At 67.9% G+C, this 14,925-nt stretch carries 14 protein-coding genes; 7 read left to right on the forward strand and 7 right to left on the reverse strand.

The annotated features are described in order from the left end of the window. Window positions 1–353 precede the first annotated feature (353 nt). Together E3T28_RS05015 and E3T28_RS05020 are read right to left on the reverse strand one after the other, a co-directional pair. On the reverse strand, window positions 354–1,193 hold the full coding sequence (locus tag E3T28_RS05015; RefSeq protein ID WP_166786927.1) for a M23 family metallopeptidase: 840 nt from the start codon (window positions 1,191–1,193) through the stop codon (window positions 354–356). Window positions 1,194–1,643: 450 nt separating this feature from the next. Next, window positions 1,644–2,057: an ArsR/SmtB family transcription factor gene (locus E3T28_RS05020; protein ID WP_134428626.1), complete on the reverse strand. Its 414-nt coding sequence runs from the start codon at window positions 2,055–2,057 to the stop codon at window positions 1,644–1,646. 161 nt (window positions 2,058–2,218) lie between these two features. On the opposite strand from E3T28_RS05020, the gene arsB reads away from it, so the two are divergent. Genes arsB through E3T28_RS05035 form a run of 3 tightly spaced genes read left to right on the forward strand, consistent with a single transcriptional unit; the run spans window position 2,219 to window position 4,578 of the window. After that, window positions 2,219–3,415, forward strand: coding sequence for an ACR3 family arsenite efflux transporter (arsB, locus tag E3T28_RS05025; RefSeq protein ID WP_134428549.1), 1,197 nt, complete (start codon window positions 2,219–2,221; stop codon window positions 3,413–3,415). A gap of 56 nt (window positions 3,416–3,471) precedes the next feature. Continuing rightward, the gene (locus E3T28_RS05030) at window positions 3,472–3,882 is read left to right on the forward strand and encodes an arsenate reductase ArsC (RefSeq protein ID WP_134428628.1); all 411 of its coding nucleotides are present in this window, start codon (window positions 3,472–3,474) and stop codon (window positions 3,880–3,882) included. A gap of 12 nt (window positions 3,883–3,894) precedes the next feature. After that, complete coding sequence (locus tag E3T28_RS05035) at window positions 3,895–4,578, forward strand: arsenate reductase/protein-tyrosine-phosphatase family protein (protein ID WP_134428551.1); 684 nt, start codon at window positions 3,895–3,897, stop codon at window positions 4,576–4,578. A 136-nt stretch (window positions 4,579–4,714) separates the two neighbouring features. Here the strand turns inward: E3T28_RS05035 and E3T28_RS05040 are convergent, their stop codons facing one another. Continuing rightward, window positions 4,715–6,838: a hypothetical protein gene (locus E3T28_RS05040; RefSeq protein ID WP_134428553.1), complete on the reverse strand. Its 2,124-nt coding sequence runs from the start codon at window positions 6,836–6,838 to the stop codon at window positions 4,715–4,717. Window positions 6,839–7,154: 316 nt separating this feature from the next. On the opposite strand from E3T28_RS05040, the gene E3T28_RS05045 reads away from it, so the two are divergent. Next, window positions 7,155–7,520 carry a TIGR02611 family protein gene (locus tag E3T28_RS05045; protein WP_134428555.1) on the forward strand — a complete coding sequence of 122 codons (366 nt, stop codon included), beginning with the start codon at window positions 7,155–7,157 and terminating at the stop codon, window positions 7,518–7,520. Here E3T28_RS05045 and E3T28_RS05050 read toward each other — a convergent pair. After that, window positions 7,447–7,968, reverse strand: a complete 522-nt coding sequence (locus E3T28_RS05050; protein ID WP_134428557.1) for a MarR family winged helix-turn-helix transcriptional regulator — start codon at window positions 7,966–7,968, stop codon at window positions 7,447–7,449. The genes E3T28_RS05045 and E3T28_RS05050 overlap by 74 nt on opposite strands. A gap of 90 nt (window positions 7,969–8,058) precedes the next feature. On the opposite strand from E3T28_RS05050, the gene E3T28_RS05055 reads away from it, so the two are divergent. Then, a complete protein-coding gene (locus E3T28_RS05055; protein ID WP_134428630.1) occupies window positions 8,059–8,502 on the forward strand; it encodes an organic hydroperoxide resistance protein in 444 nt (147 codons plus the stop codon). 43 nt (window positions 8,503–8,545) lie between these two features. Here the strand turns inward: E3T28_RS05055 and E3T28_RS05060 are convergent, their stop codons facing one another. Continuing rightward, the gene (locus E3T28_RS05060) at window positions 8,546–9,016 is read right to left on the reverse strand and encodes a universal stress protein (protein ID WP_134428559.1); all 471 of its coding nucleotides are present in this window, start codon (window positions 9,014–9,016) and stop codon (window positions 8,546–8,548) included. A gap of 104 nt (window positions 9,017–9,120) precedes the next feature. Between E3T28_RS05060 and E3T28_RS05065 the strand changes: the two genes are divergently transcribed. Together E3T28_RS05065 and E3T28_RS05070 are read left to right on the forward strand one after the other, a co-directional pair. Next, the gene (locus E3T28_RS05065; protein WP_134428561.1) at window positions 9,121–10,011 is read left to right on the forward strand and encodes a hypothetical protein; all 891 of its coding nucleotides are present in this window, start codon (window positions 9,121–9,123) and stop codon (window positions 10,009–10,011) included. A 319-nt stretch (window positions 10,012–10,330) separates the two neighbouring features. Further along, a complete protein-coding gene (locus E3T28_RS05070; protein ID WP_134428563.1) occupies window positions 10,331–11,251 on the forward strand; it encodes a hypothetical protein in 921 nt (306 codons plus the stop codon). A 502-nt stretch (window positions 11,252–11,753) separates the two neighbouring features. On the opposite strand, the gene nrdF is transcribed toward E3T28_RS05070, so the two are convergent. Then, a complete protein-coding gene (nrdF, locus tag E3T28_RS05075; protein WP_134428565.1) occupies window positions 11,754–12,728 on the reverse strand; it encodes a class 1b ribonucleoside-diphosphate reductase subunit beta in 975 nt (324 codons plus the stop codon). A gap of 64 nt (window positions 12,729–12,792) precedes the next feature. Then, entirely contained in the window at window positions 12,793–14,925 is a 2,133-nt protein-coding gene (gene nrdE / locus E3T28_RS05080; RefSeq protein WP_134428632.1) for a class 1b ribonucleoside-diphosphate reductase subunit alpha, read from the reverse strand.

The following is a 14,925-nucleotide window of genomic DNA, read 5'->3' on the forward strand; positions in this document are numbered from 1 at the left end:
CGCCCACCGCCGCGCCGCGCCCACCGCCGCGCCGGCACCCGTCCCCGCCGCGAGCCCCGACCCCTGGGTGAACCAATTCGACGGAGATTTTGTTGCCAGACGGCGATTCTCGGCGATTTCGGGGCTGAACCGGCAAAATCCCCGTCGAATTCGTTCGAGCGGCTGCGGCGGGCACGGCCAGGCAGCGCTCGGCCAGGCAGAACACGGCCAGGCAGCGCTCGGCCAGGCAGCGCTCGGCCAGGCAGAACACGGCCAGGCAGCGCTCGGCCAGGCAGCGCTCGGCAGGGCAGCACAATGCCGCGCCCGGCACACAGCCGAGCGCGACTCCCGCCGACCCCCGCGCCGCAGCCCAGCTACATCGGGCCGGCGCGCTGCGACATCCAAGCGTACGGATCCGTCGGGGTGATCCCGTCGATCAGGATCTCGAAATGCAGGTGCGGGCCGGTGCTCTGGCCGGTGCTGCCCACGTTGCCCAGGTGCGTGCCTACGCCCACGGGCTCTCCCGCGGAGACCTGCAGCGAGCCGGCCTGGAAGTGCGCATAGACGCTGCTGACGAGCTGTCCGTCGACGGTGTGGTCGACGATCGCGTAGACGCCGAAGCCGCCGTTGTCCGTGGCCGAGACCTCACGCACGACGCCGTCCGCAACCGCCAGAGCAGGTGCACCCTCGCCGGGAAGCATATCGAGCCCCTTGTGGAACGTCGAGCAGCCCCCGCAGGGGGCATCGCGCGGACCATAGGGACCGGAGAGGCGAACCGAGCCCGGGAAGGGCCATTGCACGGCTGCATTAGCGGCGGCCGGAGCGGCCGCATCGTCGGCGGTCGGAACCGCAGCAGGGGCGGCAGGCACGGGCACGGGCTTCGGCGCATCGGTGACCGTGAAACCGTCGCGGTGCACGGTGGCGGTGGTCGCCGCACTCGGCACCAGGCCCTGTAGCGTCGTTTCGGCGGCGGAGGCATCGGAGGCGGCGGCAGCACGCGCGGTGGGATCGGGCGCGGCGACATTCGCTGAGGCCTCCGCGGAGGCCCGCACCGATGCTTCCAGGGCGGCCGGCGGCAGCCAGCTGTAGTCGTCGAGTTCCGATGCCTGCGCGGGAATGCCGAGGATCACCGTGAGCAGTCCGGCGAAAAGCATCGCGAAGCCGCCGGCGGCGGCCTGACTCGGGATCAGGGTGAATCTGGTGAGTCTGGGCAACCTGATGAGCCTAGGCGTCTGCATAGGCACCTTCCGCCGAAACGCGGCAGTCAAGGAACAGGGGAAAAATGGGCATGGTGAGAGCTTTCGTCGGCGCGGCTACGCGGTTCGGGTGAGGGGGAGCCGGAACCTCACTCAGACGGAGAATGCGCTCACAGCGCAGATAAAATCCCACGGGGAACGACGCTCCCTCAGAGGAAGTGCCAGGTGCGACGCACGACGTGGGGCTTCGCGCACAAGTCTTGAGGATATCTCGGTATCCTGAAAAAGCGCTGGGCTTACGCAGGTCGCTGACGGATTCCGGTCGGCTGCCCAGAATCGCCGCCACGGGCGATCGCCCAAAAGCTCAGCCTTACAGCCTAGCGCGCACGCGCAGCACCGCAAACTCAGCACAGCAAACTCGGAGCCGCAAACCCTGCGACGCAGAGCCGCACTCGCGGAGCCGCGAACTCAGAGCCCGAGCACCCGGTCCGCCAGCGATCCGAGAGCGCCGGGCACGAGCCGGTAGTAGGCCCAGGTTCCGCGTTTGTCGCGGGTCAGGATTCCGGCATCCACCAGGACTTTGAGGTGATGCGACACGGTGGGCTGACTGAGTCCGAGAGGCTCGGTCAGGTCACAGACGCAGGCCTCCAGATCGTCGTGCGCGGCGACCAGGGACACCAGGCGCAGCCGGGCCGGGTCGGCCACGGCTTTCAGCAGCCGGGCGAGCCGCTCCGCCTCATCGGCACCGATCGCCTCGCGCGCCGTTGGGGCGCAGCAGGCAGCAGCAGCCGCGGCGGCGGCGGCATCCGCCACACCGACTGCGTCTACCGAAGCAGCCGAAACGGAGGCAAGCGCGGCATCCGCGCCGACTGCGCCGACCATGACGGTCGGCGCCTCAGGCACTGCGCGGGTCTCAATGAACGGCATCTGAACAGTATCTCCCATAAATTGACATCCATCGATGTATTGGGGAAGACTCCCTATCGACACCACTGATGTTATGACCCACCCGCCGATTTTGCCTCACCCGCTCACGGAGCCAGATGCCCTTCCCCGAACCGACCACCGCCCAGCCCACCGCCCAGCCCACCGCCCAGCCCGCCGCCCAGCCCACCGCGCAGCTGACGCTCGGGCACACCACCGCCCCCGCGCCGGCGCGACTCGGGGCCGTCGACCGTCTCCTGCCGGTCTGGATCCTCGCGGCGATGGCCCTGGGGCTGCTGTTGGCGGTCGTCGCCCCCGGCGTCGGCGACCTGCTCGCGACGTTCACGGTCGGCTCGGTCAGCGTGCCCATCGCGATCGGGCTGCTGGTGATGATGTACCCGGTTCTGGCCAAGGTTCGCTACACGGATGCCCGCGCGGTCGCCCGCGACCGCCGCCTTCTGGTCTCATCGCTGGTGCTGAACTGGCTGCTGGGGCCCGCCCTGATGTTCGCCCTCGCCTGGATCTTCCTCCCGGACCTACCCGAGTACCGCACCGGGCTGATCATCGTGGGTCTCGCCCGCTGCATCGCAATGGTGCTGATCTGGAACGACCTGGCCTGTGGCGACCGCGAGGCCGCCGCGTTCCTGGTGGCGCTGAACTCCGTCTTCCAGGTCATCGCGTTCGCCGCGCTCGGCTGGTTCTACCTCCAGGTCCTCCCCGCCTGGCTCGGCCTAACGACCACGAGCGCCGAGTTCTCGATCTGGGCGATCACCGTGAGCGTGCTCGTCTTCCTCGGCATCCCGCTGCTGGCCGGCTACCTGTCCCGCCGGGTCGGCGAGGCCACCCGCGGCCGCGACTGGTACGAGAGCCGGTTCCTGCCGAAAATCAGCCCGTTCGCCCTCTATGGGCTGCTGTTCACGATCGTGCTGCTCTTCGCCCTACAGGGCCGCCAGGTGATCGACCGCCCCTTCGACGTGGCCCTGATCGCCCTGCCGCTGCTGGTCTACTTCGTAGTCATGTTCGCCGCCGGATTCGCCACCGGCAAGCTCACCGGGCTCTCATACGAGCGCACCACGACCCTGGCGTTCACCGCCGCCGGCAACAACTTCGAGCTGGCGATCGCCGTGGCCATCGGCACCTTCGGCGCCACCAGCGGCCAGGCCCTGGCGGGCATCGTGGGCCCCCTGATCGAGGTGCCGGTGCTCGTCGCCCTCGTCTACGTGGCGCTGTGGCTGCGGCCGCGGCTGTTCCCGGGGGTCGCGCCGCGGGCATCCGTCACGGAAAGCACCGTCGACTCACTGCCCGATCCGGTTTAGTCTTTTTTCACCGAACTACCCTCACGTCCCCGAAAATGAAGAAGGAACCCCAGATCATGACCGAAAAGCCCACCGTTCTCTTCGTCTGCGTGCACAACGCGGGCCGCTCTCAGATGGCCGCCGGCTACATGACCGCCCTGTCCGAGGGCCGCGTCGAGGTCCTGTCCGCCGGCTCTGCTCCCAAGGACCAGATCAACCCCATCGCCATTGAGGCCATGAATGAGGAAGGCATCGACATCGCGAACAACGTGCCGAAGATCCTCACCACCGAGGCCGTCAAGGAGTCGGACGTAGTCATCACCATGGGTTGCGGCGACACCTGCCCGATCTTCCCCGGCAAGCGCTACGAGGACTGGGAACTCGCCGACCCGGCCGGCCAGGGCATCGAGTCCGTTCGCCCGATCCGCGACGAGATCAAGGCCCGCATCCAGGCCCTGCTCGCCGAGATCCTGCCCGTCCAGGCATAGGTCCGCCCCGTCATGAGCGATCTGAGCGCGCGCCGGTCCCTGCCGGGACTGGCCTTCCCCGAGGATTCGCTGCGACGGCTCGCCGCGGACCTCACCCAGCGGTTCTCGGGCATCTTCGGCGCCGAGACGATCGAGCGCTACGTGCTCGAGTCGTACGCGTCACTGCTGCGCACGTCGACGGTCACGGCGTTCCTCGTGACCAACACGGGGCGCTATGCGACCGACCGCCTGACCGCGCTGGCCCAAGCCAAGGGAGCGATCGAAAAGGACGTCCCCGAAGTCCTGTTCGTGTGCGAGCAGAACGCGGGGCGGTCACAGATGGCGGCCGTACTCACGCAGGCCCTGTCCGCTGGCCGCGTGCACGTGCGTTCGGCCGGTTCGGCGCCGGCCAAGGGTCTGAACCCCACGGTGATGGCGGTGATGACCGAGCTCGGGCTCGACTTCCAGGAGGAGTTCCCGAAACCGTTGACGGATGACGTCGTGCAGGCCGCCGACGTCGTCGTCACCATGGGCTGCGGCGACGCCTGCCCGGTTTATCCGGGCAAGCTCTATCAGGACTGGGACCTGACCGACCCGGCCGGGCAGCCGATCGAGGAGGTACGTCGCATCCGCGACCAGATCCGGCACCGGGTCGAGGCCATGCTCACGACACTCGGAGTGGTCCCGCAGCCACTGCCGCTGCCGCTGCCCCAGTAGCCCGCGCAGCCCGCTGCCCTAGCCTGCCCTAGCCTGCCCTTTCACGGCCGAGAGTCGCCGTTTCTGCCAAGAATCGCCCCGGCAACGGCGACTCTCGGCATCATTGGCGACTCTCGACGCGCCGATGGCTGCAGCCCTACTTGCGCACCAGCTTCGCCACCGTGAACCCTCCGGCGGCGACCGTCACGGCGCCGGCCTTCGACGCCTTCTTGTCGACGGATGCGACGGGCCGGCCGACCGCGTCGAACGCCTGTTGCGCCAAGCGGTAGCCGCGCGGCACGACGACCGTGCGCGCGCTCGTCTCGCTGGCCGCGCTGACGTACACCGTGGACTCCCCCGCAGGCCCGGTCACCGTGATCGTCGAGACCAACGGCTGGATCAGCATCGCGTCAACGGATGCCACCCCTCCGGCGACGCCGACGACCGCGGTGTCCGCCCCAGGCAGAGCCTGCTCGAGCGAGAGCGGGAACAGGCGTCCCGAGGCATCCGTGATGCCCTGCGCGCCCGCACCACCGTTGCTCGTGCTGCCCAGAGCCGACGTCGCGGACGACCAGGCCGTGGCGCCGGAGTCGCCCTCGCCCTGGTTCACGATCGGGAAGACATTGCGAGCCTGGTCGCTGGCGGGAACCGGAATGCTCAGGGAGTCGCCCGCATACAGCATGACGTAGGCGCCGCCGGAGAGGTTGGCCTCGCCGGTCCAGGAGGACGGCGGCGTGACCACGGATCCGCTGCCCGTGATGGTGCCGGACTCGGCCTCGACGACGCTGAGCCCCACGGTGGAGAGGGTCTCGTCGATGCCGAGGGCCGTGGCCTTCAGCGTCGGATTCGCGTCCAGGGTGAGCATGGTCATCAAGGCGTGGATGGTGGACTCGGCGCCCGAGTTGGGGTTGATCCGGCCGTCGGTTTCGATGCCGTCGATGGCCGTGCCGGTGGCCGGGTCGTAGGCCGGGGCTCCGTTCGGGTTGGCGCCGAAGAACCAGCCGGCGGTCACGGCGGCCAGGTCGAGCAGGCCGGGGGCGTTCGCGGCCGCGGCGGTGGCGACCAGCCCCTGCACGCGGGAGTCGACGCCGTACGCGATCTGGGCCTCACCGGGGGTGGGGCTCCAGGCGTTGTCCGGTCCGCCGGCGGCCAGCAGTTGCGGGGTGAACTGGGCGGCGTCCGTGACGGCGGCGCCGAGCAGGTCGGAGCGGCCGAGCACCGTGGACGCGGTGGCGACGGCGGCCGGGGCCAGTCCGCCCCAGGCGTGCCACAGGGTCTGCGACTTGTTCCACGGCATGATCGCGCCGAAGGGCCACTCGGTGGCGGAGCCGGAGGACATCCCGGCGACCCCCTCGGTGAGCTGCGTCAGTGCGGTGCGCGCGGAGGAGTCGTCCGGAACGGCCGTGACGTAGGCGGCGAGGCCGAGCGCGGCCTCGGCCGAGGCATCCGCCCCGCCCGCGATGAGCCAGGCCGGCACGTTCACGCCGTCGGCCACGTCGAAGGTGCCGTACTGGCCGAGCGACTGGCGCTCGAGGGAGTCGAGGGAGAGGTGCAGGCGGTCCTGCAGGAACGCGGCGAACTCGGGGTCGGTGTCCTGGAAGGCGGCGAAGCCCTCGCCGAGGGCCCAGACCGTGCGCGCCACCCAGTAGGATTCGGCCGAGTCGCTCGGGTCGGGCAGTTCCACCGGGCTGGCGCTCGGGGTCAGGGTGCCGTCGGCCTGCTGCCAGAGCACGACGTTCCCGGCGTTCGGGCCGGTCGCGGTCTGCAGGTAGGTGAGGGAACGCAGGGTCTGCACGGCGTGCTCGCGGCTGGTCTCGTTGCCGGTCTGCTGCCAGTGCCGCAGGTAGACGACGGCGGTGCGGGCGATGTCGTCGGCGTTGTACGCACCCTGGCTCCAGTGCCCGGTCGCGGGGTCGAGCGACCCGCCGCCGACCCGGCCGTAGCTGCCGTCGGCCTTCTTGTCGGCGTAGGTCCACGGCGCCTGGGCGGTGGGCTGCGCGTCGATCTCGTAGGTGGTGTGCCCCTCCACAGCAGGCAGCGGCACGGTGTCAAGCAGGAACGTGAGGTGGGACAGGTTGGTCAGCGGTGCCGACGCCGCCAGGGCCGGGCTGCCGGCGGCGGCATCGGCCGCTCCACTGAATGCGCCGGGTGCGCCGGGTGGCGATGCCGCGGCGGTTATGGTGCCGGCTCCGAGCAGGAGCAGCGAGACCGCGGCGGTGAGGGCCACGGCTGTCAGAGATCGTGGACGGGGGGACGGTGAGCGAACAGCGTTGTACGTCATTTCTTCTCTCCTGGTTCAGCCTGAACCGGTTTGGTACAGCCAGCTAAACCGGTTAAGGCGCTCCAAGTCAAGGGGATCGACGCATTGCTCCCGGTCGGGCGGGAGGACCCCGCAACCATCGAGAGTCGCCGTTCACGCCGAGCATCGCCCGCGGAATGGGGACTCTCGGTGCAATCGGCGACCCTCGACGCGCGGGTGCAGGCTCGACTGCGCGCGGGTGCAGGCTCGACTGCGCGCGATCGGCATTTACCGCGGTTCGCCAGGGCGACGGATGCCCGCGCAGCCGGTTCCCAGCGACCCAGCTTAACCTGAACGAATGACCGTCTCCCTGCAGCGCGATCTCGACAGTGCACGCGGCACTGCCCACCCGGCCCACCCGATCCGGCGCTTCCTGCGCCGGAGCCGCGCTTGGGTGGACCAGCATCCCCGCCTGCGGTGGCTCTACCGCGCCCTGGTCGGCCTGCTCGGTTCCACAGTCGCCGTGATCGGGCTCATCCTGGTGCCCCTGCCCGGGCCCGGCTGGCTGGTCGTCTTCCTCGGCATCGCGATTCTGGGCACGGAATTTCCCACCGCCCACCGCGTCGCGGTGGTCCTCAAGCGAATCCTGACTACGGTCTGGGCGTGGTGGCGTTCCCGCCGGGCGCGTGCGTCCGGAACGTCGACCGCTTCGGCTGGGTCCTGAGCTCGGTGCGCACCGAGCCGAGAATTCTGGTCACCGTCGCCAGATCTTCCGCACTGATCCGGTCGAACAGCATTTCCCGCACCAGCCGCACGTAACCGGGGATCCCCTCGGCCAGGCAGTCCCGGCCCGCCGGGGTGAGATGGGCCATCACCGACCGCTCGTCAGCGGCGGCCGGGCGGCGCTCGACCAGCCCGCGCTGCTCGAGCTGGCCGACCTGGTAGGTGAGGCCGCTGCGCGACACCGTGAGCTCGTCGGCGATATCGGTCATGCGGCGCGCGGCATCCGCCCCTTCGCCGATGCGCGCCAGGATCTCGAACTGCGCCAGTGACAGGCCCACGGTGCCGCGCAATTCACGGTCGGCGGCGTACTGCACGGTGTTCGACGTCTCGAAGATCGCGGCCCACGCCTGCATCTCGGCGGGTGTGACCGCGGATTCGGGAATACTCATCAACCGTCCCTAGTTGTTTCGAATACGAAGCACTTCCTGGAGAGCTCACCCCAGTCTCCACCGCGACGCCCGAAAGAGGACACCATGAGCATGCCGACCACCACGAGCACCCCTGTCTACACTGCCTCCGCCACCTCTTGGGGCGGCCGCTCCGGCAAGGTCGTCACGAGCGACAACAAGCTCGAGTTGGACCTCTCCATCCCAGCCGAGATGGGCGGCGACAACGGCCCCGGAACCAACCCCGAGCAGCTCTTCGCCAGCGGCTGGGCCGCCTGCTTCCACAACGCCCTCAAGGGTGTCGCCCGCCAGCAGAAGCTCGATGTCGCCGACTCCGCCGTCACCCTGACCGTCAACCTCGTCGGCGGCATGGCCACCGGCTTCGACTTCGAGGTCACGATCGAGGCCCAGCTGCCCGGCGTCGACCCGGAGACCGCCCACGCTGCCCTCGAGGCAGCCCACCAGGTCTGCCCCTATTCGCGCGCCACCCGCGGGAACATCGCCGTCACCCTCGTCGTCACCGACAACGAGGAGTAACCGGTCGCCCCGGGCCGCGCTACGCGGCCCGGGGCGACCCGGCTCACGTGTTCGGGCGCACGACCAGCACCGGGCACTTCGCGTGCCGCACGCACTGCTCGCTCACGGAGCCCAGCAGCATTCCGCTGAGGCCGCCGCGGCCGCGGGACCCGACCACGAGCATCCGTGCGCCCCGGGACGCGTCGATCAGGGACTTCAGGGGGCTCGCATAGACGGCCCGGTATTCGACCTTCACGTCGGGGTGCTTGGCCACCTCGGCCATCACAGCCTCGCCGAGCTCCGTGCGCACCGCCTCGGCATAGTCCTCGATCGAGGAGACGTAGCCGAATTCCCAGTTGGCCGGGCGCGGAGCCGTGTCGATGGACCACGCACGCACCAGTACGACCGGCGCATGCAGTTGCTTGGCGAGGTCGAGCGCCACGGCCACGGCGTGATCGGCGTGACCCGATCCGTCGTGTCCGACGACGATGCTGTCGCTGGAAACGGGAGTCTGTTCTGGCTGTGTGTCAGGCATGCCCCCAAACTACTCCGGGGGCCCCGCGCCGGCCGGTCTGGGCCGTTGCGTGTCGGCCGCCGGCTCCCAGCACCTTCCCGCGCAGCCCCGGTAAAGTCTCCCCTATGACGGACCTGGGCACGCCGCGTCGCCGCATGATCGCACTGGCGATGATCGTCGCCCTGGCCCTGCTGGGCGGTGGACTGGCGCTGGCCGCGTCGGTGCAACCCACCGACGAGGCCACCGCACCGGCCCGCTTCGAACCCGGGGCGATCATCAGCGACTACAACTTCTACAACGCCGACTCCATGAACGAGAACGAGATCCAATCGTTCCTGGCGGACCGCTCCTGCATCCCCCGTGACGGCTCGCCGTGCCTGGCCGACTATGCGGAGAACACGATCTCCCAACCGCCGCATGGCGAGGGGCACTGCTCCGCGTACCCGGGGGGCCGCAACGAGTCGGCCGCCCGCATCATCGCGAAAGTGTCCGAGGCCTGCCTGATCAGCCCGAAGGTGCTGCTGGTGCTGCTGCAGAAGGAGCAGTCCCTGCTCACCCGGCCGAGCGCAGCCGGGTATCTGCGCGCCACCGGCTACGGCTGCCCCGACACGGCCGACTGCGACACTCAGTACTTCGGCTTCTTCAATCAGGTCTACCGCGCCGCCTGGCAGTTCCGGCAGTACACCCAGGAGCCCGAGCGGGCCTACAAGATCGGCACCGTGCGCGTGGCTTTCAATCCGGATGCGAGCTGCGGGGCAACAGGTGTGACCATCGAAAACCAGGCCACCGCGAACCTGTACAACTACACGCCGTACCAGCCCAACGAGGCAGCGCTGGATGGCCCGGCCTTCGACGGCGACGGATGCTCAACCCACGGCAACCTGAACTTCTGGCGGTTCTACAACCAGTGGTTCGGGGCGTCGGAGGCCGTGGGCTATCCCGCGGCGTTCAATTCGTGCCTGAACCTTGTCGGCGGCCAGCCCTGCCGCGAGCACGGGCTGCTGCCCACGCCCTGAGCGCCCCCGCGGTTCCAGGGTTTCTCCGCGCAGAGCGTAATCGGCCGGGGCGCCCCCGCCGCCGGATCTGGCCGACCGGCCGGATCCGACTCGTGGCCCGAGAGGCTCAGCCCCTGGTCAGGCGGCATTCCGCGCCGGAACTCCTGGGCGCAGGCCGACGGCAGTGCGCGGTGACACGCCCACCGGGAACCCGCGGGAATCCGTCGATTCCCAGCCCGCACGGACCGCCCACCCACTCCCGGTACCTAAACTCCTCCGATGACTACGAACGGTCGATCGGGTACTTACCGACCGGCCGCCGCAATCGAAAGGATCCACTTTGAACAAGCACACGATCTTCCCGGCAACCGCCCCCTCCCGCACCAAGCGCGTCGCCATCGGCGCCGCCTCGGTTCTGACCGCCGGGGCACTGCTCGGCGTCGGCGCCCAGGGAGCGACCGCCGCCCCACTCAGCTCCGTGAACACGACGAGCTCCAGCCTCAGTGCCGGCGCGAGCGGGGACGCCGGCGCCACCTCGAACGGCGAATTCCTGGCGTCGCTGTCGGCGGAACTTCGCGCCGATCTATCCCACGGGCAGAGCGGGAATGTGAAGGCCCAGAAGGTGGCCACCACCCTCTCCGAACACGCCGAGCTTTTCGACACCCTGCCCGCGAACCTGCAGGATGACCTGACCACGCTCACGGATGCCTCCGGTGCGGCCGACCGGGCCGCCGCCGTCGACACCGTGCGCACCACCGCGCTGGCCGGAGGGTACGGCGAGGAGATCACGAAGATCGCCGAGGCCGTGCGGGACAACCCGGAGCACCCGCTGGCTGCCGCCGTGCGGGCCGCCCTGAGCGCAGACTCGGGCACCGTGTCGGGCACCGCCGAATCCGGCACCGCCGACTCGGGCACCGCCGAATCGGGCACCGACCAGGAGCCGGCCACGGATGCCGCTCCGTCAGTGAAGGAGCTCGCACTCCAGCTCGCCGACACCCCGGCGCTCCTCGAGAAGCTGCCGGCCGACCTGCAGGCCGACCTGGCCGAGCTGAAGAGCACGCCTGCCGACGAGCAGGAAGCCGCCGCGCAGACGCTCGAAGCCGCCGCTCTCAACGGCGATTACGGCACCGTGGTCCAGAACATCGCTGAGCGGGTCCAGGCGCACGTTGCGGCCGAGACCGACGCCGGTGTTGAGGTGGGTTCCGGAGCCGACGCGGGTGCCGACGTAAGTGCCGAGGCGGACGTTCACGCCGGAAAGTAGCACCGCAGCACACAACGGATGGCCGGGAGCGCACCGCTTCCGGCCATCCGTCTGCCCGAATGCAGACTCACCCCCCTGCCTACCCCCGGCATGAGCTGCTGCCCGGCGCCGCCGCGCCCGGATCGGCCAGAGCCGCTGCCGAAAGGCCGGAGTCCGGCCGGACGTGCGATTTTCCCCACCGTGCGATCTGCCCCACCGTGCGATCTGCCCCACCGTGCGATCTGCCCGACCGTGCGATCTGCCCGACCACGCGAGCTATCCCACCGCGCGATCTGCCCCATCTGGGGCCCCCGCGCCATACTGCCGCCATGGCCGAAAACAAGACGCAACCGACGTGCTGCGTCGACTCGTCCCGATCGGCTGGTCCCGAGGCGACGACCCGCTGCCGCCGGCACCCACCTCGTTGAGCCCCGAAACAGACAGTTCCGGCCCTGTTCGCCCGGCATAGCGGGCGATCAGGGCCGGAATTGTCGACGTCGCTGGTGCGGTCACATGACCGAGACTAGAAGTCCCAGTCGGCGTCTTCCGTGTTGACGGCCTTGCCGATGACGTAGGAGGAGCCCGACCCGGAGAAGAAGTCGTGGTTCTCGTCGGCGTTCGGCGAGAGCGCGGCCAGGATGGCCGGGTTCACGTCGGTGACGGTCTTCGGGAACATGGCCTCATAGCCGAGGTTCATCAGCGCCTTGTTGGCGTTGTAGTGCAGGAACTTCTTGACGTCCTCGGTCAGACCGTGCTCGTCGTAGAGGTCCTGGGTGTACTGGATCTCGTTCTCGTAGAGCTCGAACATGAGGTTGAAGGTGTAGTCCTTGATCTCATCTCGACGCGCCTGCGTGGAGGCCTCGAGCCCCTTCTGGAACTTGTAGCCGATGTAGTATCCGTGCACGGCTTCATCCCGGATGATCAGACGGATGAGGTCGGCCGTGTTGGTGAGGCGGGCGCGGCTCGAGAAGTACATCGGCAGGTAGAAGCCCGAGTAGAACAGGAACGACTCGAGCAGCACCGAGGCGACCTTGCGCTTGAGCGGGTCGTCGCCCTGATAGTACTTCATGATGATCTCGGCTTTGCGCTGCAGGTTGACGTTCTCCGTCGACCAGCGGAACGCCTCGTCGATCTCCTTCGTCGACGCGAGGGTCGAGAAGATCGAGGAGTAGCTCTTGGCGTGCACGGACTCCATGAACGCGATGTTCGTGTAGACGGCCTCTTCGTGGGGCGTGATCGCATCCGGAATCAACGACACGGCACCCACGGTGCCCTGGATCGTGTCGAGCAGGGTCAGACCCGTGAACACGCGCAGGGTGAGCAGCTGCTCCGCCGGGGTGAGCGTGGCCCAGGACTGCACGTCGTTCGACAGCGGAACCTTCTCCGGCAGCCAGAAGTTGTTCGTGAGGCGGTTCCACACCTCGACGTCTTTTTCGTCTTCGATCTTGTTCCAGTTGATCGCGTCAACGTGGGAGACGAGCTTGAGCTTGTCAATCATTGGTTGTTCCTTAGTCGGCAGTTCACAGGCGATTCAGTAGTCGGGAGGCTCAGCACGAACTCGCTCAGAGGGCGCAGGAGACGCAACCCTCGACCTCGGTGCCCTCGAGGGCCATCTGACGCAGTCGGATGTAGTAGATGGTCTTGATGCCCTTTTTCCACGCGTAGATCTGGGCGCGGTTGATGTCGCGGGTCGTGGCGGTGTCCTTGAAGAACAGCGTCAGGGACAGGCCCTGGTCCACGTGCTGCGTGGCGGCGGCGTAGGTGTCGATGACCTTCTCGTAGCCGACTTCATAGGCATCCTGATAGAACTCGGTGTTGTCGTTCGTCATGAACGGCGCCGGGTAGTAGACGCGGCCGAGCTTGCCTTCCTTGCGGATCTCGATCTTCGACGCGATCGGGTGAATCGACGCGGTCGAGTTGTTGATGTAGGAGATCGACCCGGTCGGCGGCACGGCCTGCAGGTTCTGGTTGTAGATGCCGTGCTCCATGACGGATGCCTTGAGCTCGGCCCACTCGGCCTGCGTGGGGATATGCACGTCGGCCTGGTCGAACAGCTCGGCGCCGCGCGCGGTGGCCGGTTCCCAGACCTGGTCGGTGTACTTGTCGAAGAACGTGCCGGACGCGTAGGTGGAGTCCTCGAAGCCGACGAAGGCGTGTCCGCGCTCGACGGCCAGCTTGTTGGAGGCGCGGAGGGCGTGGAACAGCACCGTGTAGAAGTAGATGTTGGTGAAATCGATGCCCTCCGCGCTGCCGTAGTAGATGCGCTCACGGGCGAGGTAGCCGTGCAGGTTCATCTGGCCGAGGCCGATGGCGTGCGACTTGTCGTTGCCGTCTTCGATCGAGCGCACGGAGGAGATGTGGCTCTGCTCCGACACCGAGCTGAGGCCGCGGATGGCGGTCTCGACGGTCTTACCGAAGTCGGGCGAGTCCATGGCGAGGGCGATGTTCATCGACCCGAGGTTGCAGGAGATGTCCTTGCCGATCTGGTCGTAGGACAGGTCCTCGTTGTACGTGGTCGGGGTGTTGACCTGGAGGATCTCCGAGCAGAGGTTCGACATGTTGACGCGACCCTTGATCGGGTTCGCCGCGTTGACGGTGTCCTCGAACATAATGTACGGGTAGCCGGACTCGAACTGGATCTCGGCGAGCGTCTGGAAGAAGTCGCGGGCCTTCATCTTGGACTTCTTGATGCGCGGATCGTCGACCATCTCGTGGTACTTCTCACTCACGGAGATGTCGGCGAACGGAACACCGTAGACGCGCTCGACGTCGTAGGGCGAGAACAGGTACATGTCCTCGTCTTTCTTCGCCAGCTCGAACGTGATGTCGGGCACGACCACGCCGAGGGACAGCGTCTTAATGCGCACCTTCTCGTCGGCGTTCTCCCGCTTGGTGTCGAGGAAGCGCATGATGTCGGGGTGGTGCGCGTGCAGGTAGACCGCCCCGGCACCCTGGCGGGCGCCGAGCTGGTTGGCGTAGCTGAAGGAGTCTTCGAGCAGCTTCATCACAGGGATGATGCCGCTGGACTGGTTCTCGATCTGCTTGATCGGTGCGCCGGACTCACGGATGTTACTGAGCAGCAACGCCACGCCGCCGCCACGCTTCGACAGCTGCAGCGACGAGTTGATGCCGCGCGCGATCGACTCCATGTTGTCTTCGATGCGGAGCAGGAAGCACGAGACGAGCTCGCCGCGCTGCGCCTTGCCGGAGTTCAGGAAGGTGGGGGTGGCCGGCTGGAAGCGACCGGCGATGATCTCCTCGACGAGGGAGATCGCAAGCTGCTCGTCGCCTTGGGCAAGGCCCAGAGCGGTCATCACGACGCGGTCTTCGAAACGCTCCAGGTAACGCTTGCCGTCGAACGTCTTCAGCGTGTAGGAGGTGTAGTACTTGAACGCACCGAGGAAGGTCTGGAAGCGGAACTTCTTCGAGTACGCCAGCTTGTTGAGGTCTGTGATGAACTCGAACGAGTACTGGTCGAGCACGGCCTGCTCGTAGTATTCCTTATCCACCAGGTAGTCGAGACGTTCACGCAGGGTGTGGAAGAACACCGTGTTCTGGTTCACGTGCTGCAGGAAAAACTCCCGCGCAGCCTCGCGGTCCTTGTCGAACTGGATCTCCCCGTCCGGGCCGTACAGATTGAGCATGGCATTGAGGGAGTGGTAATCCATCGCCAGGCCGGCTGCCGGGTGAGCCAT

This window comes from Cryobacterium sinapicolor, from assembly GCF_004403465.1.
GTDB classification, from domain to species: domain Bacteria; phylum Actinomycetota; class Actinomycetes; order Actinomycetales; family Microbacteriaceae; genus Cryobacterium; species Cryobacterium sinapicolor.